The following is a 20,443-nucleotide window of genomic DNA, read 5'->3' on the forward strand; positions in this document are numbered from 1 at the left end:
CACGGGAACAACAAGGGGAGAATGACATGACGATTTTCAGAAGCAACGGCGACCGTGTGCCGCCCGCAATCGAAGCGATGGCAGCGGAAGCGAAGGCGGGTCGCATGGACCGGCGCGAGTTCCTGGCGCTGGCCAGCGCGCTTGGTGCGTCGACGGCATTTGCCTATGGCATGATCGGCCTCGTCGCGCCGACGCAAGCTGTGGCCGAGGAACCGAAGAAGGGCGGGACGCTGCACATCTCGATGGCGGTGAAAGCGCAGAAGGATCCGCGCACTTACGACTGGGTGGAACTGGCCAACATCTCGCGCAGCTGGCTGGAGCCTCTGGTGCGCTACACCAAGCAATTCACCTTCGAGCCGGTGCTGCTCGAAAGCTGGGACATCAACGACGACGCCACCGAATACACGCTGCATGTGCGCAAGGGCGTCACCTGGAACAATGGCGATGCCTTCGGCGCCGATGACGTGGTCCACAATGTGACGCGCTGGTGCGAGAAGGGCGTCGCCGGCAACTCGATGGCGGCCCGCGTCGGTGCGCTGATCGATGCCAAGACCGGCAAGGCCAGGGACGGCGCCATCACCAAGGTCGACGACAACACGGTCAAGCTGAAGCTCAGCGAGCCCGATATTTCGCTCATTCCCAATTTCACCGATTATCCGGCGCTCGTCGTGCACCGCAATTTCGACGCCGATGGCGCCGATCCGATCAAGAAGCCGATCGGCACGGGAGCGTTCGAACTGGTCTCTTACGACGTCGGCCAGAAGGCGGTGGTGAAGCGCCGCGAGAACGGCAAATGGTGGGGCGGCGAGGCGCCGCTCGACGGCATCGAATTCATCGACTACGGCACCGATTTCAACGCCACTGTGAACGCGTTCGATTCCGGTGAAATCGACCTCAACTTCGAGTCGCCCGCCGACTTCATCGACATTCTCGACAAGATGGGGCTGCAGAAGTCGGAGGTCGCGACCGCCACCACGCTGGTTGCCCGCACCAACATCACGCACAAGCCCTACGACGATCAGCGGGTTCGCAATGCGCTGCAGATGGCGGTCGACAACAACGCGGTGCTGCAGCTCGGCTACAACGGCCGCGGCACGGTCGGCGAGAACCACCATGTCAGCCCGATCCATCCCGAATATTATGCCCTGCCCAAGAAGGAGCGCGACGCCGCCGGCGCCAAGAAGCTGATGGCGGACGCCGGGCAGGCCGACTTCGAGCACGAGCTGATCACCATCGAGGACGACTGGCAGAAGAACACCGGCGACGCGATCGCCGGCCAGCTGCGTGACGCCGGCATCAAGGTCAAGCGCACGGTGCTGCCGGGCTCGACCTTCTGGAACGACTGGACGAAATATCCCTATTCGATGACCATCTGGTACATGCGCCCGCTCGGTGTCCAGGTGCTGGCGCTGGGATATCGCACCGGCGAGGCGTGGAACGAAACGGCCTATTCCAATCCCGATTTCGACGCCAAGCTCAAGCAGGCGCTCTCGCTGATCGACGTCGCCAAGCGCAAGGAGGTGATGAAGGATGTCGAGCAGATCCTGCAGGACTCCGGCGTCATCATCCAGCCGTTCTGGCAGAAGCTCTACAGTCACACGAACAAGAAGGTAAAGAACTACGGCGTCCACCAGACCTTCGAAATGGACCTCCAGAACGTCTGGCTGGACGCCTGACGCCAGAGGTTCAGCCACACAGCGCCGGCGCTCCGTTGCGCCGGCGCAATGCCGCCGATGGGGAGAGAATTTGCATGCCCGGCCGGGTCTTCAAACGTTTGTTCGAGCCGGCCACCTTGCGTGGCAAAACATTGCGCAACAGGATCGTGTTTGGAGCCCATACGGCGAACATGGCCGAGAACGGGCTGCCGACCGAACGCCATGTCGGCTACTACGCGGAACGCGCCATCGGCGGCGCCGGCATGATCGTGGTCGAGCCGATGCCCGTGCATCAGGCCGCCGTGCTTACCCGTGGCAATTTCAGCCCTTCCGATGACCGCGTCATCCCGCATTTTCGCAAGGTGACGGAGGCGATCCGCGGTAACGGCGCCGTCGCCATCCAGCAGCTCTATCATGTCGGTCAGCACGCGGACGCGGACAACTCGTTTCACCCCGGTTGGTCGCCGTCGGGCCTGCCGAGCTACCACGATTCCGACGGTTCGCATCGGATGTCCGAAGCCGAGATCGAAGAAACGATCGACGGCTTTGTCCAGGCCGCGCGCCGTTGCCACGAGGCCGGCTTCGACGGCGTCGAGGTCTGGGCGGCGTACCATTCGATGCTGGACCAGTTCTGGACACCCTGGTCGAACCGCCGGGACGACCGATGGGGCGGCAGCCTCGAAAATCGCACCCGGATGAGCCGTGAGGTGATGACCAGGATTCGCCGGGAATGCGGCGATGATTTCATCATCGGTCTGGCTATCAATGATGAGCCCGAAGTCGAAGTGGCGCTGAAGCGCGAAGCGCTGGCCGAGATCATCGACCTCCACGACCGCGACGCCTTGATGGACTATGTCACTTGCGGGACGGGTTCCTACTTCGATTTCTACAAGATCATGCCGACCTTTGTTTATCCGGAAAAGCTCGGTGCCGACCTGGCGTCCGTGCTGAAATCCACCGTGCGCCACGCTTTGATCACCGCCGAGAGCCATATCCGCACGCCCGAGAACGCCGAGACCGTGCTGAGCGAAGGCCACGCCGATCTCGTTTCCATCGTGCGTGGGCAGATCGCCGATCCGCATCTGGCTGCAAAGGCTGCCGACGGCCGGCCGCAGGACATTCGAGGCTGCCTGTCCTGCAACCAGATGTGCTGGGGCCGGCGCAGCCGTGACTACTGGATCAGCTGCGTCATCAATCCTTCCGCGGGGCGGGAATGGGAGTGGGGCGGCGACCGCTTTGCTCTGGCCGGCCAGCCGAAGCGCGTACTGGTCGTCGGTGGCGGCCCGGCCGGTCTCGAAGCGGCGCGCGCCGCCGCCGAGCGCGGCCATCGCGTCACGCTAGCCGAGGCATCCGACCGCCTTGGGGGGCAGTTCCGTCTTGCCGGACTGCAGCCGCGCCGTGCCCAGATTCTGGACCTGATCGACTGGTACGAGCGCCAGCTCGGCCAGCTCCAGGTCGACATCCGCTACGGGCAGTATGTCGAAGCCGACGATGTCGAGCGCCAAGGCGCCGATTACGTCATCGTCGCGACCGGGTCGATGCCGCCGGACGGCGCTTTCCAGCGGGCCTTGCCGCACTGGGAGAGCATTCCGGGCGGCGGTCCGGTGCTCTCGGCCGAAGCGGTGATGGCGCGCGAGGCGAGGCCGGGAAAAAATGTTCTCTTGCTGGACGATGGCGGCAATTGGAAGGGCTGCGGCACCGCCTGGAAACTCGCCGAGGATGGTCACAATGTGACGCTTGTGACACCGGACGCCCTGGTCGGCAAAGAGCTTCAGCGAATGGCCGTCGATGCGCCGCTGCGACGGGCACTCGCCAAGCTGAAGGTGCGGTTTGTGACCGAGAGCGCCGTCGTTCATTGGGACGGCAGGGCGGCCAGGATCGCTTCGCTGCTCGACGGGACCGAGCAGCAGGTCGAGGCCGACGCTTTGGTCTTCGCCGCAACCAGCATGGCGCGGGACAGCCTCTCCATCGAGCTCGAAAGGCGCGGAATTGCGCATACCTCCATCGGCGATTGCACCGCCTCCAGACAGGCGGCCTTTGCCATTCATGACGGGCGCAAGGTGGCGCTTGGTCTTTGACCATCGCGAAAGGTGCCATACCAGGCAAGGCATGAACGGGGCTAATGTCTGAATGCGTATCAGGGCGATCAAGGTCTATCAGGTGCTTCTGCCTGTTAAAGGCGGCGCCTACCGGATGGCCAGCGACACCGTGCAGAATTTGGACAGCACGCTGGTTGAAGTCACCACTGAGGATGGACTGTCAGGGTGGGGTGAGACTTGCCCGATCGGCCCTGTTTATCAACCTCAGCATGCTCTGGGCGCGAGAGCGGCAATTGCTGAAATAGCGCCGGGACTCATCGGCGAGGACACAGCGTCCATGCGCCGCCTCGCCAAACGAATGGACGAACGGCTGAACGGTCACAACTATGCCAAGGCGGCCTTGGACATAGCTCTCCTCGACCTCGCCGGCCAGCGGCTGGGCGTCCCTGTTTCAACACTTCTCGGCGGTGCGCTCACCGATCGCGTGCCGTCATACTACTCGACGACCGTCGGTGCTCCGGACGAGACCGCGCGTATTGCCGCCGACAAGGTCAATGCCGGATATCCACGGCTTCAGATCAAGATCGGCGGGCGGGATCTCGAACAAGATGTCGCCACTGTGCACAAAGTATGGGAGGCGGTTGGCTTCAAGGCTCGGATAGCCGTCGACGCCAATCGCGGTCTGACCGCTGCCGCGGCGCTGCACATCGATCGGCTTTGCCAGGCAATCCCGTTCGCGTTCGAACAGCCTTGCAACACCATGGAGGAAGTCGCTGGTCTCAAAGGACGCGTTACGCATCCGATCTATCTCGATGAGAGTACCGAGGATTTGAATGCCGTGCTTCGGGCAGTTTCGTCAGGGATCGCGGACGGATTCGGATTGAAGGTCACTCGCCTTGGTGGTCTCACCAAAATGGCCACGGTCCGCGACCTGTGTGCGATACGATCTCTTCCGCACAGCTGCGACGATGCCTGGGGCGGAGACGTCATCGCCGCGGCATGCGTCCACCTCGCCGCTACCGTCGAGCCGAGACGTTTTGAGGGAGCCTGGATCGCCCAGGAGTACATCGAAGGGCATACAGATCCCGCAAACCCGATCGTGATCGAGAACGGGCATATACGCGTCCCGCAGATCCCAGGGCTCGGTGTCAAGCCTGAGCGCTCCCAACTCAACGCGCCGATCGCCACTTTCGGAGACTAAGGATCGTTGGATTTGATCTATGCAAGCAGACGCGCCGCCCGGAGGCTTCATGGGCCGCAAAAAAGCCGATATGCACGATGCGTGATATTGATTGCTTTCCGCAGCCAAACATTCGGGGAAATCCATGAAACTGCTGCTCGCTGCCATCCTGTCGATTGCCGCACCAGCCGCGGCATTGGCCGGCCCGGCGTCCGACGCCGTGAAGTTCTTCTATGTCCCGCAGGTCAAGTTCGAGGCCGACGCGCAATACCGCGATCGCTTCACCGAGCCGGTGACGAAACTGTTCGACCTCAACGACCAGGCGACCAAGAAGAATCCGGACCAGGTCGCCTGTATCGACTTCGACCCCGGCCTCGACGCGCAGGATTTCGACCAGAAGGCCCTTTCCAGGACATTGAAGCTGTCCGAAACGGTGGAGGGCGACACGGCGCAGGTGATTGCGAGTTTCAGTCTTTTTCCGGAAGGAGACGATTCGCAGCGCGAAATGCACTGGTCGCTGAAGAAGGTCGACGGCAAGTGGAAGATATCGGACATTGCATCGAAGACCAGCGACTGGACGCTGAGCCAGCTCGAATGCATGGCGGGCCAAGATCCGGAGTGATGGGATGGCCGGTCGCAAGCTTCTTTTGTTCTCGGCCATGTGCCTGCTGGCGGCGGGCTTGAACGGCGCAGCTGCTCAGGGGCTGTTGGGCGCGCCGCCGGCAAAAGCTCCGGCCGGGACCGCGCCCGACAGCGTGACGCCGCAGGCAACCACGCCTGGCGGCGCCGCGGGGCCGCCGACGCCACCCGTCGCATGGCCGCCGAGCGAGCCTGCCGCTCCAATCCAGCCGGGGTCGCCGACAGCGGTGGTGCGGCCGTTCTACGATCAGGTCGGCCTGGAGGTCGATCCGGCTCAGCGCGGCCATTTCATCGATCCGGCGAAAACCGTGCTCGACAAAAGCGACGCCTTGCGCAAATCCGGGCAAGGCGAGTGCCTGGATCCCAACATGGCGCTCGACAATGCGGATTACGACAAGGCCGAGATCGACAAGAGCCTGAAGACGCTCGAAGCGATCAACGGCGACGAGGCCAAGGTGATCGTCGCCTTCGTCGTCGCCGGTAACCCGCACCGCCTCGAATGGAAGTTCAAGAAGGTCGATGGCGAATGGAAGATATCGGACCTTTTGTCGGTGACCGGCGAATGGGCGCTGAGCCAGTACCAGTGCGAATGATGGCCGAACTAGCCGCGCCCGCGATAGGGAGCCACGCCGGTATCCGGCAGCCAGGCGCCTTCGGGCGGAGCGCCGGTCTGCCAGAACACGTCGATCGGAATGCCGCCGCGCGGATACCAATAGCCGCCTATGCGCAACCAGAGCGGCTTGGTCGCGGCCACGATGCGACGTCCGATCATCACCGTGCAGTCTTCATGGAAGGCGCCATGGTTGCGAAACGAGGTCATGAACAGCTTGAGCGACTTCGATTCCACCAGGGCGGAATCGGGTGCGTAGTCGATGACGATATGGGCGAAATCCGGCTGTCCGGTCACCGGGCAGAGCGAGGTGAATTCCGGGCAGGTAAAGCGCACGATCGCCGGTGGTCCGTCGCCGCGCGAAAACGGCACGGTTTCCAGGACCGCGGCTTCGGGGCTCTGTGGCGTCTCGACCTGCGTGCCGAGCTGGGTGAGATTTTTGGTATCGATCATGTGCGGTTTCCCTTGGATTTGCCGCTCATTAGCACAAATTAAAACGGCAGGAAGACGATGACCAGCAACGACCCGCTTCTCCAACCCTACCAGCTCAAGCATTTGACGCTGAAGAACCGGGTGATGTCGACCAGTCACGAGCCGGCTTACTCGGAGGACGGCATGCCGAAGGAGCGCTATCGGCTCTACCATGCCGAAAAGGCCAAGGGCGGGATGGCGCTGACCATGACCGCGGGCTCGGCCATCGTTTCGCGCGACAGCCCGGCTGCCTTCGGCAATCTGCACGTCTATGACGACCGCATCGTGCCGTGGCTGGCTGAACTCACCGATGCCTGCCACGAGCACGACTGCAAGGTGATGATCCAGATCACCCATCTTGGCCGCCGCACGGGTTGGAACAAGGCCGACTGGCTGCCGGTGCTCTCGGCTTCGCCGGTGCGCGAGCCGGCGCATCGCGCTTTCCCCAAGACCATCGAGGAGTGGGATATCGAGCGCATCGTCGCCGACTATGCATCGGCCGCCCAGCGCTGCCAGGCGGCCGGGCTCGACGGCATCGAGTTCGAATCCTACGGCCATCTGATGGACGNTGGACGGCTTCTGGTCGCCTGCCACCAATCATCGCGATGACGAGTATGGCGGTCCGCTCGACAACCGCCTGCGCTTCACCAACATGGTGCTCGACGCGGTGCGGGCGGCGGTCGGCGACAAATTCGTCGTCGGCATCCGCATGGTCGCCGACGAAGATTTCGACAAAGGCCTGTCGAAGGAGGAGGGCGTCGAGATCGCCAGGCGGCTGGCCGGCTCCGGCAAGCTCGATTTCCTCAACATCATCCGGGGCTCGATCGAGACCGACGCGGCGCTCACCAAGGTCATTCCGGTGACCGGCATGCGGTCTTCGCCGCATCTCGATTTCGCCGGCGAGGTAAGGGCGGCGACGAAATTCCCGACCTTCCACGCGGCGCGCATTTCCGACGTCGCCACCGCGCGCCATGCGATCGCCACCGGCAAGCTCGACATGGTCGGCATGACACGCGCCCACATCGCCGATCCGTACATCATCAAGAAGGTGATGGAGGGCCGCGAGCACGAGATACGTCCCTGTGTCGGCGCTACCTATTGTCTCGACCGCATCTATGAAGGCGGCGAGGCGCTGTGCGTTCACAATGCGGCGACCGGCCGCGAGGCGGATATCCCGCACATCATTGTCAAGACGGAAGGGCCTAAGCGGAAAGTGGTGGTCGTCGGCGCCGGCGCTGGTGGGCTGGAGGCGGCGCGCGTCGCAGCCGAGCGCGGTCATCAAGTGACGATCCTCGAGGCATCATCACAAGCGGGCGGCCAGGTGCGTCTGGCGACCCAGAACCCGCGCCGCAAGGAATTGATCGGCATCATCGACTGGCGACTGGCCGAACTCGCACGGCTCGGCGTCGAGATCCGCTACGACACCTGGGCGGAACAGAACGATGTTCTGACGCTGGCGCCCGATGTCGTGGTGATCGCCACCGGTGGCCTGCCGCAGAACCCGCCGCTGGCCTCCGGCGACAATCTCGTCACCTCGAGCTGGGACATCATGGCCGGCAGCGTCAAGTCGGCCGAGAATGTGTTGCTCTACGACGACAATGGCGGCCATCAGGGCATGGGCGCGGCCGAACTGATTGCCAACAGCGGCTCGAAGCTGGAACTGGTTTCGCCGGAACGCTTCTTCGCCCCCGAAATGGGCGGCATGAACCACGTACCCTATGTCAGGGCCTTCCAGGAAAAGGGCGTCACGGTCACCATCAATACCCGCCTGCGCTCGGTGCGGCGTGAGGGCAATCAACTGATCGCGGAACTCGCTTCGGATTTCGCCGATGGCTGGCGCGGAGAGCGCAGGGTCGATCAGGTGGTGGTCGAGCACGGCACGGCGCCGCTCGACGATCTGTATCTTTCGCTGAAACCGCTGTCGAAGAACGGTGGTGCGGTCGACTATGAGCGTCTGGTCAATGGCGGCGACATTTTTCCCAAGCGCAACGTGGATGGCGGCTTCGTGCTCTTGCGCATCGGCGACGCCGTTGCCTCGCGCAACATCCACGCCGCCATCTATGACGGGATCAGGTTCGGGATCAGGATTTGATCACGATCAGGTGGCGCGCAACGGCCTTTGCAAGGAGAGCCATCTGCCGCTCTGGTCCGTTGCGCGCCGCGCATGATCGGCTTTCACCGGCCGTGCGATTCTAAAACATCTTGGCGGTCGCCATGCAAAGCACGGTGATGACCAGCAGCCCGCCGGCGATGCGTTCGCCCCTGGTCATTTTCGCGCGCAGCTCCGTTTGGCTCGCGGCATCGGCGCCGGCAAGCTGCCTGCTGGCGGAGCCCACCAGCGCGCCTTGCACGCCGGCGGCGATCAGCGCCGTCAAAATTCCGAGCGCCAGTACCTTTTCCATCGAGCCGAAAGCACCCTCATGAAAGAAATACCAGAGCAGGAAACCGGTCAGGAAAGCCAAACCGGCCGCGCCCATTTGCGGCCGGAAGAACCGCTCTGCCCGGATGTCCGGATCGCGGCCAACCGCGATGGTCGTGCCGGCCCAGAAGACGCCGGCCATGACGTGCAGGCCGATGACAGCGATATAAACGTATTGCATGACCGCATTCCTCTCATTCGCCCACCGCCTACGCGCCGCAACCATGTTGCAATGCCACCGATAAAGCAAAATTAGATATCTAACGGTTAGATGTCAATCATGAAGCCAAGTTTCACATTCCCACTGCTTGCTCTACTGTCAGATCATGACACCATTTGACCGCCCGCCGGTCGGCATGAATCTCGGCCGCACCGCCAAGCTTGTCGCACAAGCATTCGACGCTGCCTTGGTTGAAGCAGGCGGCACATTGCCGGTCTGGCTCACACTGCTGTCCGTCAAGTCGAGCGAGCTTGCCAATCAGCGCGAACTCGCCGGCATGATCGGCATCCAGGGTGCGACGCTGACCCATCATCTCAACGCAATGGAGGCGCAGGGCCTGCTGACGCGGCGGCGCGATCCCGTCAACCGCCGGGTCCACCTGGTCGAATTGACGGAGACGGGAGAAGCGCTGTTCGAGACGTTGCGGCAAGCGGCACTCGTCTTCGACAAGCGGCTTCGCAAAGGACTGTCCGACGAGCGTCTGGCGGAATTTGCCCAGGTGCTCGCGGCGTTGCGGAAGAATGTAGAGAGCTAGGAATGCCGGCCTGATGCCTCAGTCGTCATAGCTCTGGATTGTTCCAAACGTATAGTGGCGTAGTTTCAGCGCGGCGATCAGGCTGGTCAATTTTGTCGTGCCGTCAAAGCCGTCCTGAAACATCTCGTCATGCATCGCTGGCCGGGTTACGCCAGGCTTCCCTGCAATACCGTCAGCCTGGCTTTCTTCGGCGTGCGGGCGGTCAGCCATTCGAGCGCCTTGTCATGCGGCATCGGGAAGGCGATGGAATAACCCTGCACCTGGTCGCAGCCGATCGCCATCAGCGAGTCGAGTTCCGCTTCGGTTTCCGCACCCTCGGCGACGATGGAGATGCCCAGCCCCCGGGCAAGTTCGGTGATGGCGCGCACGATCTTGGAGTTGTCGCCATTCTCGTGGATGTTTTGCACGAAGCGACGGTCGATCTTGAGCCGGTCGATCTCGTTGGGATTGACGTGGCTGAGCGAAGCATAGCCGGTGCCGAAATCATCGAGCTCCAGATGCACGCCGGCCGCCCTGATATGACGCAGCTTCGCCGCGATGCCGGTCTTCTCGTCGTCCAGAATGACGGATTCGACGATTTCCAGCGACAGTTTCTGCGGCGGCAGTCCGGCTTTCTCCAGCGTCTCGAACAGAAACGCATCGAAATCATGCTCGCGCAACTCGGTGCCCGAGACATTGACCGCAAGCCGGCCGAAGGCAATCCCGGCACGATTCCACTCGGCGGCCTCATTGATCGCCTTGCCGATCACGATGCGGCCGATCTCCGGCATGAAGCCGCATTTCTCGGCGACCGGGATGAATTCGCCCGGCGAGATCATGCCCCGCTCGGGATGGTTCCAGCGCACGAGCGCTTCGATGCCGCTGATGGAGCCGTCGGTCAGCGAGACCTGCGGCTGGAAATAGACCTGGAACGCCTTTTCGGAAATGGCGATCTTGATGTCATGTTCGAGCTGCTTGCGGTAGTCGAGTTCGCGGCGCAGCTCCTCCGAGAAGAAAGAGAAGTTGCCGCCCCCCATTTTCTTGGCGGAGTAGAGCGCCAGATCGGCATGGACGAGCAGGTCCTGCGCATTGTCGGCATCGATCGGATAGACCGCGATGCCGCCGCTGGCGCCCGGGAGAATGGTGGTGCCCTGGAACACGATCGGCTCGTTGATGTGCACCAGGATGCGCCGTGCCAGCATGTTGATGTCCTCGGTGCTGCCGGCTCCGTTGAGGATCATCACGAATTCGTCGCCGCCGAGCCGCGCGCACAGATCCGAAGCGCGGCAGGAATCGCGCATTCGCTGTGCCGTCACGACCAGGACATAGTCGCCGGCGGCGTGACCCAGCGTATCGTTGATCTGCTTGAAGCGGTCGAGGTCGAGCTGAACTACGGCCAGGCGCTCGCGCCGGCGATGCGCGCCCTTGATCAGCGTCTCGAAATGGTCGGTGAGGAAGGTGCGGTTGTGCAGGCCGGTCAGGCCGTCATGCACCGCGATGAAGGCCATTGAATTGCGGGCGTCGACCAACTCACGCGTCTTGCGCAGGATCGCGTTGGACATCGGCCTGAAGATGAACAGCGCCACCAGCAGGATGACGCCGAGTGTGGCGTAGAACAGCGTGCGGTGGAGGGAGAGCAGCTTTTCCGAGCGCTCGTCGGCATCGGCGCTGATGCGCTGGCCGAGCGCGGCATAGCCCGACAGCGTGGCATTGGCGACCGACGCATCGAGATTGACGCGTTCGGCGCCGCCCTTGTAGCCGCCATTGTCGCCAAGGTTGAGCTGCGATTCCAGTGCAGACACCAGCCGGTCGCCATTGGCGATCAGGCCAACCGAGAAATAGTCGAGATGGAAGGGTTTGGTGAAAAGCACGCTCTCGATCGACTTCGCATCGAGCTTGGCCGGCGATTGCGGATCCGCGCCCGTTTGCTTGAGCAGCAGATCGTAGTTCGTCTCGAACTCCGCCGTGGCCTGCTTCAGCGCGCTGACCAGCGCCGGCTGCTTGTCGCGCGAGGCGGCGCCCGTCGCGCTGGCAAGGAAAACGATGCGCTGCGACAGCGTCTTCTGCGTGCCGACGATGTCGAGCAAGGTGTGGTTGTGCTGCTGCGTGGCCATCGTCTGCTGCAGCAGAACGAAGGAGGCCGCGACCATGGCGGCAATGATCAGCAGCGCCAGCCAGTAGCCAGCCTTGATCAGCAGTATGAGCCTGCCTGAAACGGTTTGCACCGGCTGCTGAGACATGTTCGGGGGCGGTCCTCTCGCCAACGGATCTATGCGAGCACCATTGGACTGCAAACGTTAACAGGACTGGAAATCGACAACCGGTCCGCAAGGGGGAAAGGGCCAAAGATCGCGAAATGGTTATCGCCTCCTTTCGCCGCAGGCCGGCATTTATGTATTCGTCGGCCCGAGCGTTCTTGCGTGGCGGTTGAACGATCTCCATGGCGTCCCAGCTGATGCTGCCGGGCCACCTGATCCGGTCGCTTTTGCGATGGATTTTTTGTGCGGGCGGGACGACAGTCTGCCGACGTCAAACGGGGCCCGATCATGACCGCAGCATTTCTCTCCCATATCGACAACGAGCTTGCAGGGTTGAAATCCGCCGGGCTCTACAAGTCCGAGCGGGTGATTTCCTCGATGCAGTCGGCTGAGATCGAGGTCGGCGGGGAGAAAGTGCTGAACTTCTGCGCCAACAACTATCTCGGCCTTGCCGACAGCGCGGAACTGCGTGCGGCGGCCACGCAGGCGCTCGACCGCTACGGCTACGGCATGGCCTCGGTACGCTTCATCTGCGGGACCCAGGAAGAACACAAGCAGCTCGAGACGACGATCTCCTCTTTCCTCGGCTTGGAAGACACCATCCTCTACGGCTCTTGCTTCGACGCCAATGGCGGCCTGTTCGAGACGCTGCTTGGCGAGGAAGACGCAATCATCTCGGATGCGCTGAACCACGCCTCGATCATCGACGGCGTCAGACTGTCGAAGGCCAAACGCTTCCGCTATGCCAACAACGACATGGCCGATCTCGAGGCACGCCTGAAGGAAGCCAAGGATTGCCGCTTCCGGCTGATCGCCACCGACGGCGTGTTTTCCATGGACGGCATCATCGCCAATCTCTCAGGCGTCTGCGATCTGGCCGAGAAGTACGACGCCATGGTCATGGTGGATGACAGCCATGCGGTCGGCTTCGTCGGCGGAAATGGGCGCGGTTCGCCCGAGCATTGCGGTGTCGAGGGCAGGGTTGACATCATCACCGGCACGCTCGGCAAGGCGCTCGGCGGCGCTTCGGGCGGCTACACCTCGGGCAAGAAGCAGGTGGTCGACTGGCTGCGCCAGCGCTCGCGGCCCTATCTCTTTTCCAACACGCTGATGCCGGCGATCGCCGGCGCCTCGATCAAGGTGTTCGAGTTGATCCGCAATGGCGACGGATTGCGCGAGCGCCTATATGCCAATGCGGCCCGGTTCAGGTCCCAGATGGGCAAGCTTGGCTTCACGCTGGCTGGGGCCGATCATCCGATCATCCCGGTAATGCTGGGCGATGCCACGTTGGCGCAGGAGATGGCGGCGCGCATGCTGAAGCGTGGCATCTACGTCATCGGATTCTCATTCCCCGTGGTGCCGAAGGGCCAGGCGCGCATCCGCACCCAGATGTCGGCGGCGCACTCCAGCACCGACATCGACCGGGCCGTGGAAGCGTTCGGCGCGGTCGGCAGGGAATTGGGCGTGATTTCCTGAAGGGCCGGTAGCGAAAAGCGATTCCGGATCAAGAGATTCAAGGGACAAAAGAATGTCGAACATGATGAAGGCGCTGGTGAAGGCCAAGGCCGAACCGGGCATCTGGATGGAAGAGGTTCCGGTGCCGGAGATTGGCCCGAACGATGTGCTGATCAAGGTCAAGAAGACCGCGATCTGCGGCACCGACGTCCACATCTACAACTGGGACCAGTGGGCGCAAAAGACGGTTCCCGTGCCGATGGTTACCGGCCACGAATTCGTCGGCACGGTCGCCGACTTTGGTGCCGCGGTCACCGAATACAAGGTCGGCCAGCGCGTGTCGGGCGAGGGACACATCGTCTGCGGCCACTGCCGCAACTGCCGCGCGGGCAGGGGGCATCTGTGCCGCAACACGCTCGGCGTCGGCGTCAACCGTCCCGGTGCCTTCGGCGAGTACCTGGCCATTCCCCAGCACAATGTGGTGCCGATCCCCGACGACGTGCCGGACGAGATTGCCGCGATATTCGATCCCTTGGGCAATGCGGTCCATACGGCATTGTCCTTCGATCTGGTCGGCGAGGATGTGCTGGTCACCGGCGCCGGGCCGATCGGCATCATGGGCGCGCTGGTGGCGCAATGCGTCGGCGCGCGAAAAGTGGTCATCACCGACATCAACCCGGTGCGGCTGGCGCTGGCCAAGAAGCTTGGCGTCCAGCATGTTGTCGACGCCTCGAAGGAGAAGCTGCGCGATGTCATGCCGGTGCTCGGCATGACCGAGGGTTTTGACGTCGGCCTCGAAATGTCGGGCGCGGCCCCCGCCTTCCGCGACATGATCGATACCATGAACAATGGCGGCAAGATCGCGATTCTGGGCATTGCGCCCACCGGCTTCGAGATCGACTGGAACAAGGTCATCTTCAAGATGCTGCATCTCAAGGGCATCTACGGCCGCGAAATGTTCGAGACCTGGTACAAGATGATCGCGCTGGTACAGGGTCCGCTGGATGTGAGTGGGCTTATCACGCATCGGATTGGCATCGACGATTATCAGGTTGGGTTCGATGCGATGCGCAGTGGCAGTTCGGGCAAGGTGGTGATGGACTGGTAACGGCGGTATAGCGCCATCCGGTGAAACGTTTGCGCGAGGCGCCCCCTCTGTCCTGCCGGACATCTCCCCCTCAAGTGGGGAGATCAAATTACGGGATAGCTTTGCGTCAGGACAGAGGGGGCGCTGTTCCGCCAGCACATCCCCATTTTTTCGGCGCTACTTTGCCTCCAATGCCCTCTCAAGCGCCGCCACCCCACGCACAATCGCCGCACGTTCGTCCACGCCAAGTTTCGCCAGCAGTTCCCGCTCGAAACTCTGCGCCAGCGGCACCATCTCGCGATAGGCTGCAAGCCCGGCGTTGGTAAGCGTCAAGTGCTCGACGCGGCGGTCGTTCTCGTCAGGTGTTCGTACCAGCCAGCGCCGCCGTTCTAACTCGGCCACGGCGCGCGAGACCTTGGTCTTATGCATGGCCGACTGCTCGCCAAGTTCCGTCGCGGTCATCGTGCCGCGCTGTCCCAACCCCGATAACGTGCGCCATTCGGGCCGGGTCAGGCCGTGGCGGTCCTTATAGACTTTCGAAAATTCGCGGCTGACGGCGTCTGAAAGACGATACAGCCGGTAGGGCAGAAAGCTTTCGAGCTTGAGAATGTCCATTGTCCGCATCCGGGAAAAACGGAAGGTTGATAGTTACATTTTCGATGGTTACAAATGAAACCAATTTGGTCAATCCGGGAGGAAGCAATGGCCTTTTCCTACATGCCGGGTTTCGGCAACGACTTCGAAACCGAGACCCTGCCCGGTTCGCTGCCGCAGGGACGAAACTCGCCGCAACGGCCGGCCTACGGCCTCTACGCCGAGCAGCTTTCAGGCTCGCCCTTCACCGCTCCGCGCGGCACCAATGAGCGCTCCTGGCTCTACCGGATCCGGCCGAGCGTCAAGCACACGGGCAGGTTCAAGGCGGCGAGTTATCCCCTATGGAAGACCGCGCCCAATGTCGGCGACCACGAGCTGGCGCTTGGCCAGTACCGCTGGAATCCGGTGCCGATGCCGAAGGAGCCGACCGACTTCATCAAGGGTATGCGCAGCATCACCACGGCCGGCGACGTACTTGGCCAGACCGGCATGGCTGCCCATGTCTATGTCGCCAATACGTCGATGGTCGACGATCATTTCTTCAATGCCGACGGCGAGTTGCTGGTCGTGCCCCAGGTGGGCAGCTTGCGCTTCGTCACCGAGATGGGCGTCATCGAGCTTCGGCCCGGCGAGATCGCCGTGCTGCCACGCGGCCTCGTCTTCAAGGTCGAACTGGCCGACGCCGAAGTGCGCGGCTATGTCTGCGAAAACTATGGCGCCAAGCTGACTCTGCCCGACCGCGGCCCGATCGGCGCCAATTGCCTGGCCAATCCGCGCGACTTCAAGACGCCTTGCGCCTGGTTCGAGGAGAAGGAAACGCCGTGCCGGCTGATCGTGAAATGGTGCGGCAATTTCCATGTCACCGAGATCGGCCATTCGCCGCTCGACGTCGTTGCCTGGCACGGCAACTACGCGCCCTATAAATATGATCTGGCGACCTTTTCGCCGGTCGGCGCGCTGCTGTTCGATCATCCTGACCCGTCGATCTTCACCGTGCTGACGGCGCCGAGCGGCGAGGAAGGCACCGCCAACATCGACTTCGTCCTCTTCCCGCCGCGCTGGCTGGTGGCCGAGGATACGTTCCGGCCGCCCTGGTACCACCGAAACATCATGAGTGAGTTCATGGGTCTGATCCACGGCCAGTACGACGCCAAGGAGGAGGGTTTCGTCCCCGGCGGCATCAGCCTGCACAATCTGATGCTGGCCCATGGTCCGGATGCGCCTGGCTTCGAAAAGGCCTCGCGCGCGGAGCTGAAACCGGTCAAGCTCGACAATACCATGGCCTTCATGTTCGAGACCCGTTTTCCGCAGATGCTGACCCGCTACGGCGCCGAACTCGAAACCCGGCAGGACAACTACATCGATTGCTGGGCCGACCTGAAGAAGCGCTTCAATGGCACGCCCGAGGGCGACTGGTCTTGATCGGCAAACCAATGCCGGACCGGCTGGTGCTGCTCGGGTCGAAAGGCGGTCCGGCACTGCGGCCCGGCGGGCCGTGGCCGAGTTCGTCGCTGCTCGAGATTGGTGGGCGAGCCATCGTCGTCGATTGCGGGCTTGGCGTGACGCGCGGTCTGGTCGATGCCGGGGTCAGCCTGAAGGTGCTCGACCTGATCTTCATCACGCATCTGCATTCCGACCATGTGCTGGAACTCGGGCCGCTGATCCACACCGCCTGGACGGCCGGATTAGCGACGCCGGTCACGGTGTTCGGGCCGCCTGGGGTTGGCCACTACTGGCGGCGCTTTTGTCAGGCCATGGAATTCGACATCGAGATCCGCATCGCCGACGAGGGCCGTCCCGATATTCGCGAGTTGGTCTCTGTCGACGAATTCGGCCAAGGGCATGTGGCCGAGCAGCGCGGACTGACGGTCACGGCGCTGCGCGTCGACCATCCGCCGGTGACCGACTGTTTTGCCCTGCGCTTCGAGCATGGCGGCAAAAGCGTGGTGTTTTCCGCCGATACGGCCTTCTTTCCGCCGCTGGCGCATTTCGCCGAAGGGGCTGACATTCTCGTCCACGAAGCCATGCTGGAAGAAGGCATCGAGCGGCTGGTTGCCAGGACCGGCAATGGCGCGCGGCTCAGGGAACATCTGCTCTCCAGTCACAGCTTTGCCGAGGAGGCAGGCCGTATCGCCCGCGATGCCGGCATCAAAAGATTGGTGCTCAACCACCTCATTCCAGCCGACGATGCCGAGATCGGCGAGCTCGACTGGATCGCCGCGGTCAGGAAAACATGGGCCGGCGACTTGACGATCGCTCGCGACGGCCTTGTTGTGGAGTTAAGCGGCGCCAAGGCCGCATCAGGAGAGGGAACCGCATGAAGCTTGCCACGCTGAAGGACGGAACACGCGATGGAAAGCTCGTCGTCGTTTCGCGCGACCTGACGCAATACACCGACGCCTCGTTCCTGGCGCGCACGCTGCAGGCCGCACTCGACGACTGGCGCAGGATCTCGCCGCATCTCGCGACCATAGCGGAATCGCTGGAGAACAATGCGATGCCGGCGGCCCGTTTTCACGAGCATGACGCGCATTCACCGCTGCCGCGCGCCTATCAATGGGCCGACGGCTCGGCCTATGTGAACCATGTCGAACTGGTGCGGAAGGCGCGCGGCGTCGAGATGCCGGCAAGCTTCTGGACCGACCCGCTGATCTACCAGGGCGGCTCGGACTCCTTCGTTGCCCCGCGCGATCCGATCCGTCTAGCGGATGAGGCCTTCGGCATCGACATGGAAGCCGAGATCGCCGTCATCGTCGACGATGTGCCGATGGGCGCCAGCCTCGACGAGGCGCGCGCCGCGATCCGGCTGGTGATGCTGGTCAACGATGTCACGCTGCGCGCGCTGACCGGGCCGGAACTCGCTAAGGGATTCGGCTTCTTCCAGTCGAAACCGTCCTCCGCCTTCTCTCCGGTCGCGGTGACGCCGGATGAGCTGGGCGATGCCTGGGACGGCGGCAAGGTCAATCTGCCGCTGCTTGCCGACATCAACGGCAAGCCGTTCGGCCGCGCCGATGCCGGTGTCGACATGACCTTCGATTTTCCGGCGCTGATTGCTCACGCCGCCAGCACAAGGCCGCTGGTATCAGGCGCCATCATCGGCTCGGGTACGGTGTCCAACAAACTCGACGGCGGCCCGGGCAAGCCGGTCTCTGCGGGCGGAGCCGGTTATTCCTGCATCGCCGAACTGCGCATGATAGAGACCATTGTGTCAGGCGAGCCCAAGACACCTTTCTTGCGCTTCGGCGACACCGTGCGCATCGAGATGAAGGACAGATCAGGGCATTCGATCTTCGGCGCCATCGAGCAGAAGGTCGAGAAATACCAGCGGTAGGCAAAATGAGAGGTTTGAGTGATGGACCTGCTGGATCATCTGCGTCGCATGGCGGGGAACAATCTCTGGTCGAACGACCGGCTCTATCGCGCCGTGCTTGCGCTGAAGCCCGGTGAATTCGAGGCCGAGCGCACCAGCTTTTTCCCGTCGATCAAGGCAACGCTCAACCATGTCCTCGCGGTCGATCATCTCTATCTCGATTTTCTCGAAGACGGCGGCGTCGGTGCGGCTGCCTACGATGACTTCGTACCTTTCGATGCCGCGCCGGAGCTTTACCTGGCTCAGCTTGCGGCCGATCGGCGGCTGATCGCCTTCTGCGATGGCCTGTCAGAGGCCGATCTCGACCGCCGCGTCGTCACCGACCGGCGTGAAGACGGCATGATCCCGGAAAAGATCGGCGATATCCTGGCGCACGTCTTCCTGCACGACATCCACCATCGCGGCCAGGTGCATGCGATGCTGTCCGGCACCTCGGTGGCGCCACCGCAACTCGACGAGTTCCTGCTCGACTATGATTTGAAGCTGAGGAGAGTGGAAGTCGAGCGGCTACGGTTGGACGATCAGACCAACGCAACATCATAGGCTGAAAAAGACGATCAGCGGCGACCAACGTCAGGCCTTTGATACGCGCGTGTGCTTTCGCCATCGGATGCTCATTGCCAGGCCCCTTATGACCAGATTTTGGTCATAAGGGGCCTGGCTGCAAGAAATCTTGGCGAAGGTCTGTCTATTCCGCGGCCTGAACCTTGATCACGCCGCGCTTGATCTGGTCCTGCTCGATCGATTCGAACAGCGCGCGGAAATTGCCTTCGCCAAAGCCTTCGTCGCCCTTGCGCTGGATGAACTCGAAGAAGATCGGCCCGATCACGGTCTTCGAAAAGATCTGCAATAGAATCTTGGTCATGCCGCCGTCGACCACACCTTCGCCGTCGATCAGGATGCCGTGCTTCTTCATGCGCTCGATCGGCTCTTCATGGCCGTTCACGCGGTCATACGACATGTCGTAGTAGGTCTCGGGGGGGCCGGGCATGAATTTCAGCCCGTTCTCCGCGAGCTTGTCGGTGGCGGCGTAGATCTCGTCGGTTCCCACCGCGATGTGCTGGATGCCTTCGCCATTGTACTTCTTCAGATATTCGGCGATCTGGCTGGTCTCGTCCTTCGACTCATTGAGCGGAATGCGGATCTTGCCGCAGGGCGAGGTGATCGCCCGGCTGACCAGGCCCGTGATCTTGCCGTCGATGTCGAAGAAATGGATCTGCTTGAAACCGAACAGATTGCGGTAGAAATCCCACCATTTGTCCATCTGGCCGCGATAAACGTTGTGGGTCAGGTGGTCGAGGAAATAGAAGCCGACGCCTTGCGGCTTGGGGTCGCGTTCGCCGAGCCACTCGAATTCGGCGTCATAGGCCGAGCCCTTCTTGCCATAGCTGTCGATGAAATAGAGCAGCGAGCCGCCGATGCCGACGATAGCAGGCACGTCGAGCGCCTTGTCGCCGCCTTCGTAAGGCGTGGCGCCCTTCGAGACGGCATGCTCGAAAGCATGCTTGGCATCGACCACCCGCCAGGCCATCGAAGCAGCACAGGGGCCGTGCTTGTCGACGAATTTCATCGCATGCGAGCTGGGCTCGGCATTGACGACATAATTGATGTCGCCCTGGCGCCAGACGGTGATGTCCTTGGTGCGATGCCTTGCTACCGCGACATAACCCATGCGGGTGAACAGTTCGGCCAGCTTCCGCGGCTCCGGATGCGCGAATTCGACGAACTCGAAACCGTCGGTGCCGGTGGGGTTGTCCTTGCTGATCGTGGCGGGCGGTGCGTCGTGCGGGAAAGGACCCATGATATCCTCCGGATGCTGCTCGGCCTGAAAAGGCCGTCTAAATCATAATAGCGCGGAGCCCACGCACGGTGCTTGCATTCAAACGCTTGAAATGGTGATCTCATGCGCGGACCGTGCATGACGAGAGATAA

The 20,443-nt window shown here is 62.4% G+C and carries 17 protein-coding genes and 1 pseudogene; 13 read left to right on the forward strand and 5 right to left on the reverse strand.

Features of this window, described 5'->3' with window-relative positions:
- Positions 1-26 precede the first annotated feature (26 nt).
- The 5 genes from X739_RS142815 (at position 27) to X739_RS142795 (ending at position 6,106) form a co-directional block, all read left to right on the forward strand.
- Positions 27-1,676 carry an ABC transporter substrate-binding protein gene (locus X739_RS142815; RefSeq protein ID WP_023795564.1) on the forward strand — a complete coding sequence of 550 codons (1,650 nt, stop codon included), beginning with the start codon at positions 27-29 and terminating at the stop codon, positions 1,674-1,676.
- Between the two features lie 74 nt (positions 1,677-1,750).
- A complete protein-coding gene (locus tag X739_RS142810) occupies positions 1,751-3,733 on the forward strand; it encodes an FAD-dependent oxidoreductase (protein ID WP_023795565.1) in 1,983 nt (660 codons plus the stop codon).
- A gap of 52 nt (positions 3,734-3,785) precedes the next feature.
- A complete protein-coding gene (locus X739_RS142805; protein WP_023774517.1) occupies positions 3,786-4,895 on the forward strand; it encodes a mandelate racemase/muconate lactonizing enzyme family protein in 1,110 nt (369 codons plus the stop codon).
- Between the two features lie 124 nt (positions 4,896-5,019).
- Positions 5,020-5,496, forward strand: coding sequence for a DUF3828 domain-containing protein (locus tag X739_RS142800; RefSeq protein ID WP_023774516.1), 477 nt, complete (start codon positions 5,020-5,022; stop codon positions 5,494-5,496).
- Between the two features lie 4 nt (positions 5,497-5,500).
- A complete protein-coding gene (locus X739_RS142795) occupies positions 5,501-6,106 on the forward strand; it encodes a hypothetical protein (protein WP_023783001.1) in 606 nt (201 codons plus the stop codon).
- A gap of 8 nt (positions 6,107-6,114) precedes the next feature.
- Here the strand turns inward: X739_RS142795 and queF are convergent, their stop codons facing one another.
- On the reverse strand, positions 6,115-6,576 hold the full coding sequence (queF, locus tag X739_RS142790; protein WP_023795566.1) for a preQ(1) synthase: 462 nt from the start codon (positions 6,574-6,576) through the stop codon (positions 6,115-6,117).
- Between the two features lie 57 nt (positions 6,577-6,633).
- Here queF and X739_RS01000000166445 point away from each other — a divergent pair.
- A pseudogene (locus X739_RS01000000166445) lies at positions 6,634-8,686 on the forward strand (NADH:flavin oxidoreductase).
- A gap of 100 nt (positions 8,687-8,786) precedes the next feature.
- On the opposite strand, the gene X739_RS142785 reads toward X739_RS01000000166445, so the two are convergent.
- Positions 8,787-9,194: a hypothetical protein gene (locus X739_RS142785; protein ID WP_023773361.1), complete on the reverse strand. Its 408-nt coding sequence runs from the start codon at positions 9,192-9,194 to the stop codon at positions 8,787-8,789.
- Positions 9,195-9,339: 145 nt separating this feature from the next.
- On the opposite strand from X739_RS142785, the gene X739_RS142780 reads away from it, so the two are divergent.
- Entirely contained in the window at positions 9,340-9,768 is a 429-nt protein-coding gene (locus tag X739_RS142780) for a MarR family transcriptional regulator (RefSeq protein WP_015318329.1), read from the forward strand.
- A gap of 146 nt (positions 9,769-9,914) precedes the next feature.
- Here X739_RS142780 and X739_RS142775 read toward each other — a convergent pair whose 3' ends face one another.
- On the reverse strand, positions 9,915-11,987 hold the full coding sequence (locus X739_RS142775) for an EAL domain-containing protein (RefSeq protein WP_023773360.1): 2,073 nt from the start codon (positions 11,985-11,987) through the stop codon (positions 9,915-9,917).
- Positions 11,988-12,293: 306 nt separating this feature from the next.
- Between X739_RS142775 and X739_RS142770 the strand changes: the two genes are divergently transcribed.
- Together X739_RS142770 and tdh are read left to right on the forward strand one after the other, a co-directional pair.
- On the forward strand, positions 12,294-13,481 hold the full coding sequence (locus X739_RS142770; RefSeq protein ID WP_023795567.1) for a glycine C-acetyltransferase: 1,188 nt from the start codon (positions 12,294-12,296) through the stop codon (positions 13,479-13,481).
- 52 nt (positions 13,482-13,533) lie between these two features.
- Positions 13,534-14,568, forward strand: coding sequence for an L-threonine 3-dehydrogenase (tdh, locus tag X739_RS142765; RefSeq protein ID WP_023773358.1), 1,035 nt, complete (start codon positions 13,534-13,536; stop codon positions 14,566-14,568).
- Between the two features lie 156 nt (positions 14,569-14,724).
- Here the strand turns inward: tdh and X739_RS142760 are convergent, their stop codons facing one another.
- The gene (locus X739_RS142760) at positions 14,725-15,162 is read right to left on the reverse strand and encodes a MarR family transcriptional regulator (protein ID WP_023795568.1); all 438 of its coding nucleotides are present in this window, start codon (positions 15,160-15,162) and stop codon (positions 14,725-14,727) included.
- A gap of 87 nt (positions 15,163-15,249) precedes the next feature.
- Here X739_RS142760 and hmgA point away from each other — a divergent pair, with 87 nt between their 5' ends.
- From hmgA to X739_RS142740, 4 genes are read left to right on the forward strand one after another with little or no spacing between them, the layout of a single operon-like run.
- The gene (hmgA, locus tag X739_RS142755) at positions 15,250-16,563 is read left to right on the forward strand and encodes a homogentisate 1,2-dioxygenase (RefSeq protein WP_023795569.1); all 1,314 of its coding nucleotides are present in this window, start codon (positions 15,250-15,252) and stop codon (positions 16,561-16,563) included.
- An 11-nt stretch (positions 16,564-16,574) separates the two neighbouring features.
- Positions 16,575-17,462: an MBL fold metallo-hydrolase gene (locus tag X739_RS142750; protein WP_023795570.1), complete on the forward strand. Its 888-nt coding sequence runs from the start codon at positions 16,575-16,577 to the stop codon at positions 17,460-17,462.
- Positions 17,459-18,472 (forward strand): fumarylacetoacetate hydrolase family protein, encoded by a 1,014-nt coding sequence (locus X739_RS142745; RefSeq protein ID WP_023773354.1) that lies wholly within the window; start codon positions 17,459-17,461, stop codon positions 18,470-18,472. Before X739_RS142750 ends, X739_RS142745 begins: the two co-directional genes overlap by 4 nt.
- Before the next feature lie 21 nt (positions 18,473-18,493).
- Positions 18,494-19,054 carry a DinB family protein gene (locus tag X739_RS142740; protein ID WP_023783006.1) on the forward strand — a complete coding sequence of 187 codons (561 nt, stop codon included), beginning with the start codon at positions 18,494-18,496 and terminating at the stop codon, positions 19,052-19,054.
- A 145-nt stretch (positions 19,055-19,199) separates the two neighbouring features.
- Here the strand turns inward: X739_RS142740 and hppD are convergent, their stop codons facing one another.
- Positions 19,200-20,312, reverse strand: coding sequence for a 4-hydroxyphenylpyruvate dioxygenase (gene hppD, locus X739_RS142735; protein ID WP_023795571.1), 1,113 nt, complete (start codon positions 20,310-20,312; stop codon positions 19,200-19,202).
- Positions 20,313-20,443: the final 131 nt, after the last annotated feature.

This window comes from Mesorhizobium sp. LNHC209A00, from assembly GCF_000502915.1.
Taxonomy (GTDB): domain Bacteria; phylum Pseudomonadota; class Alphaproteobacteria; order Rhizobiales; family Rhizobiaceae; genus Mesorhizobium.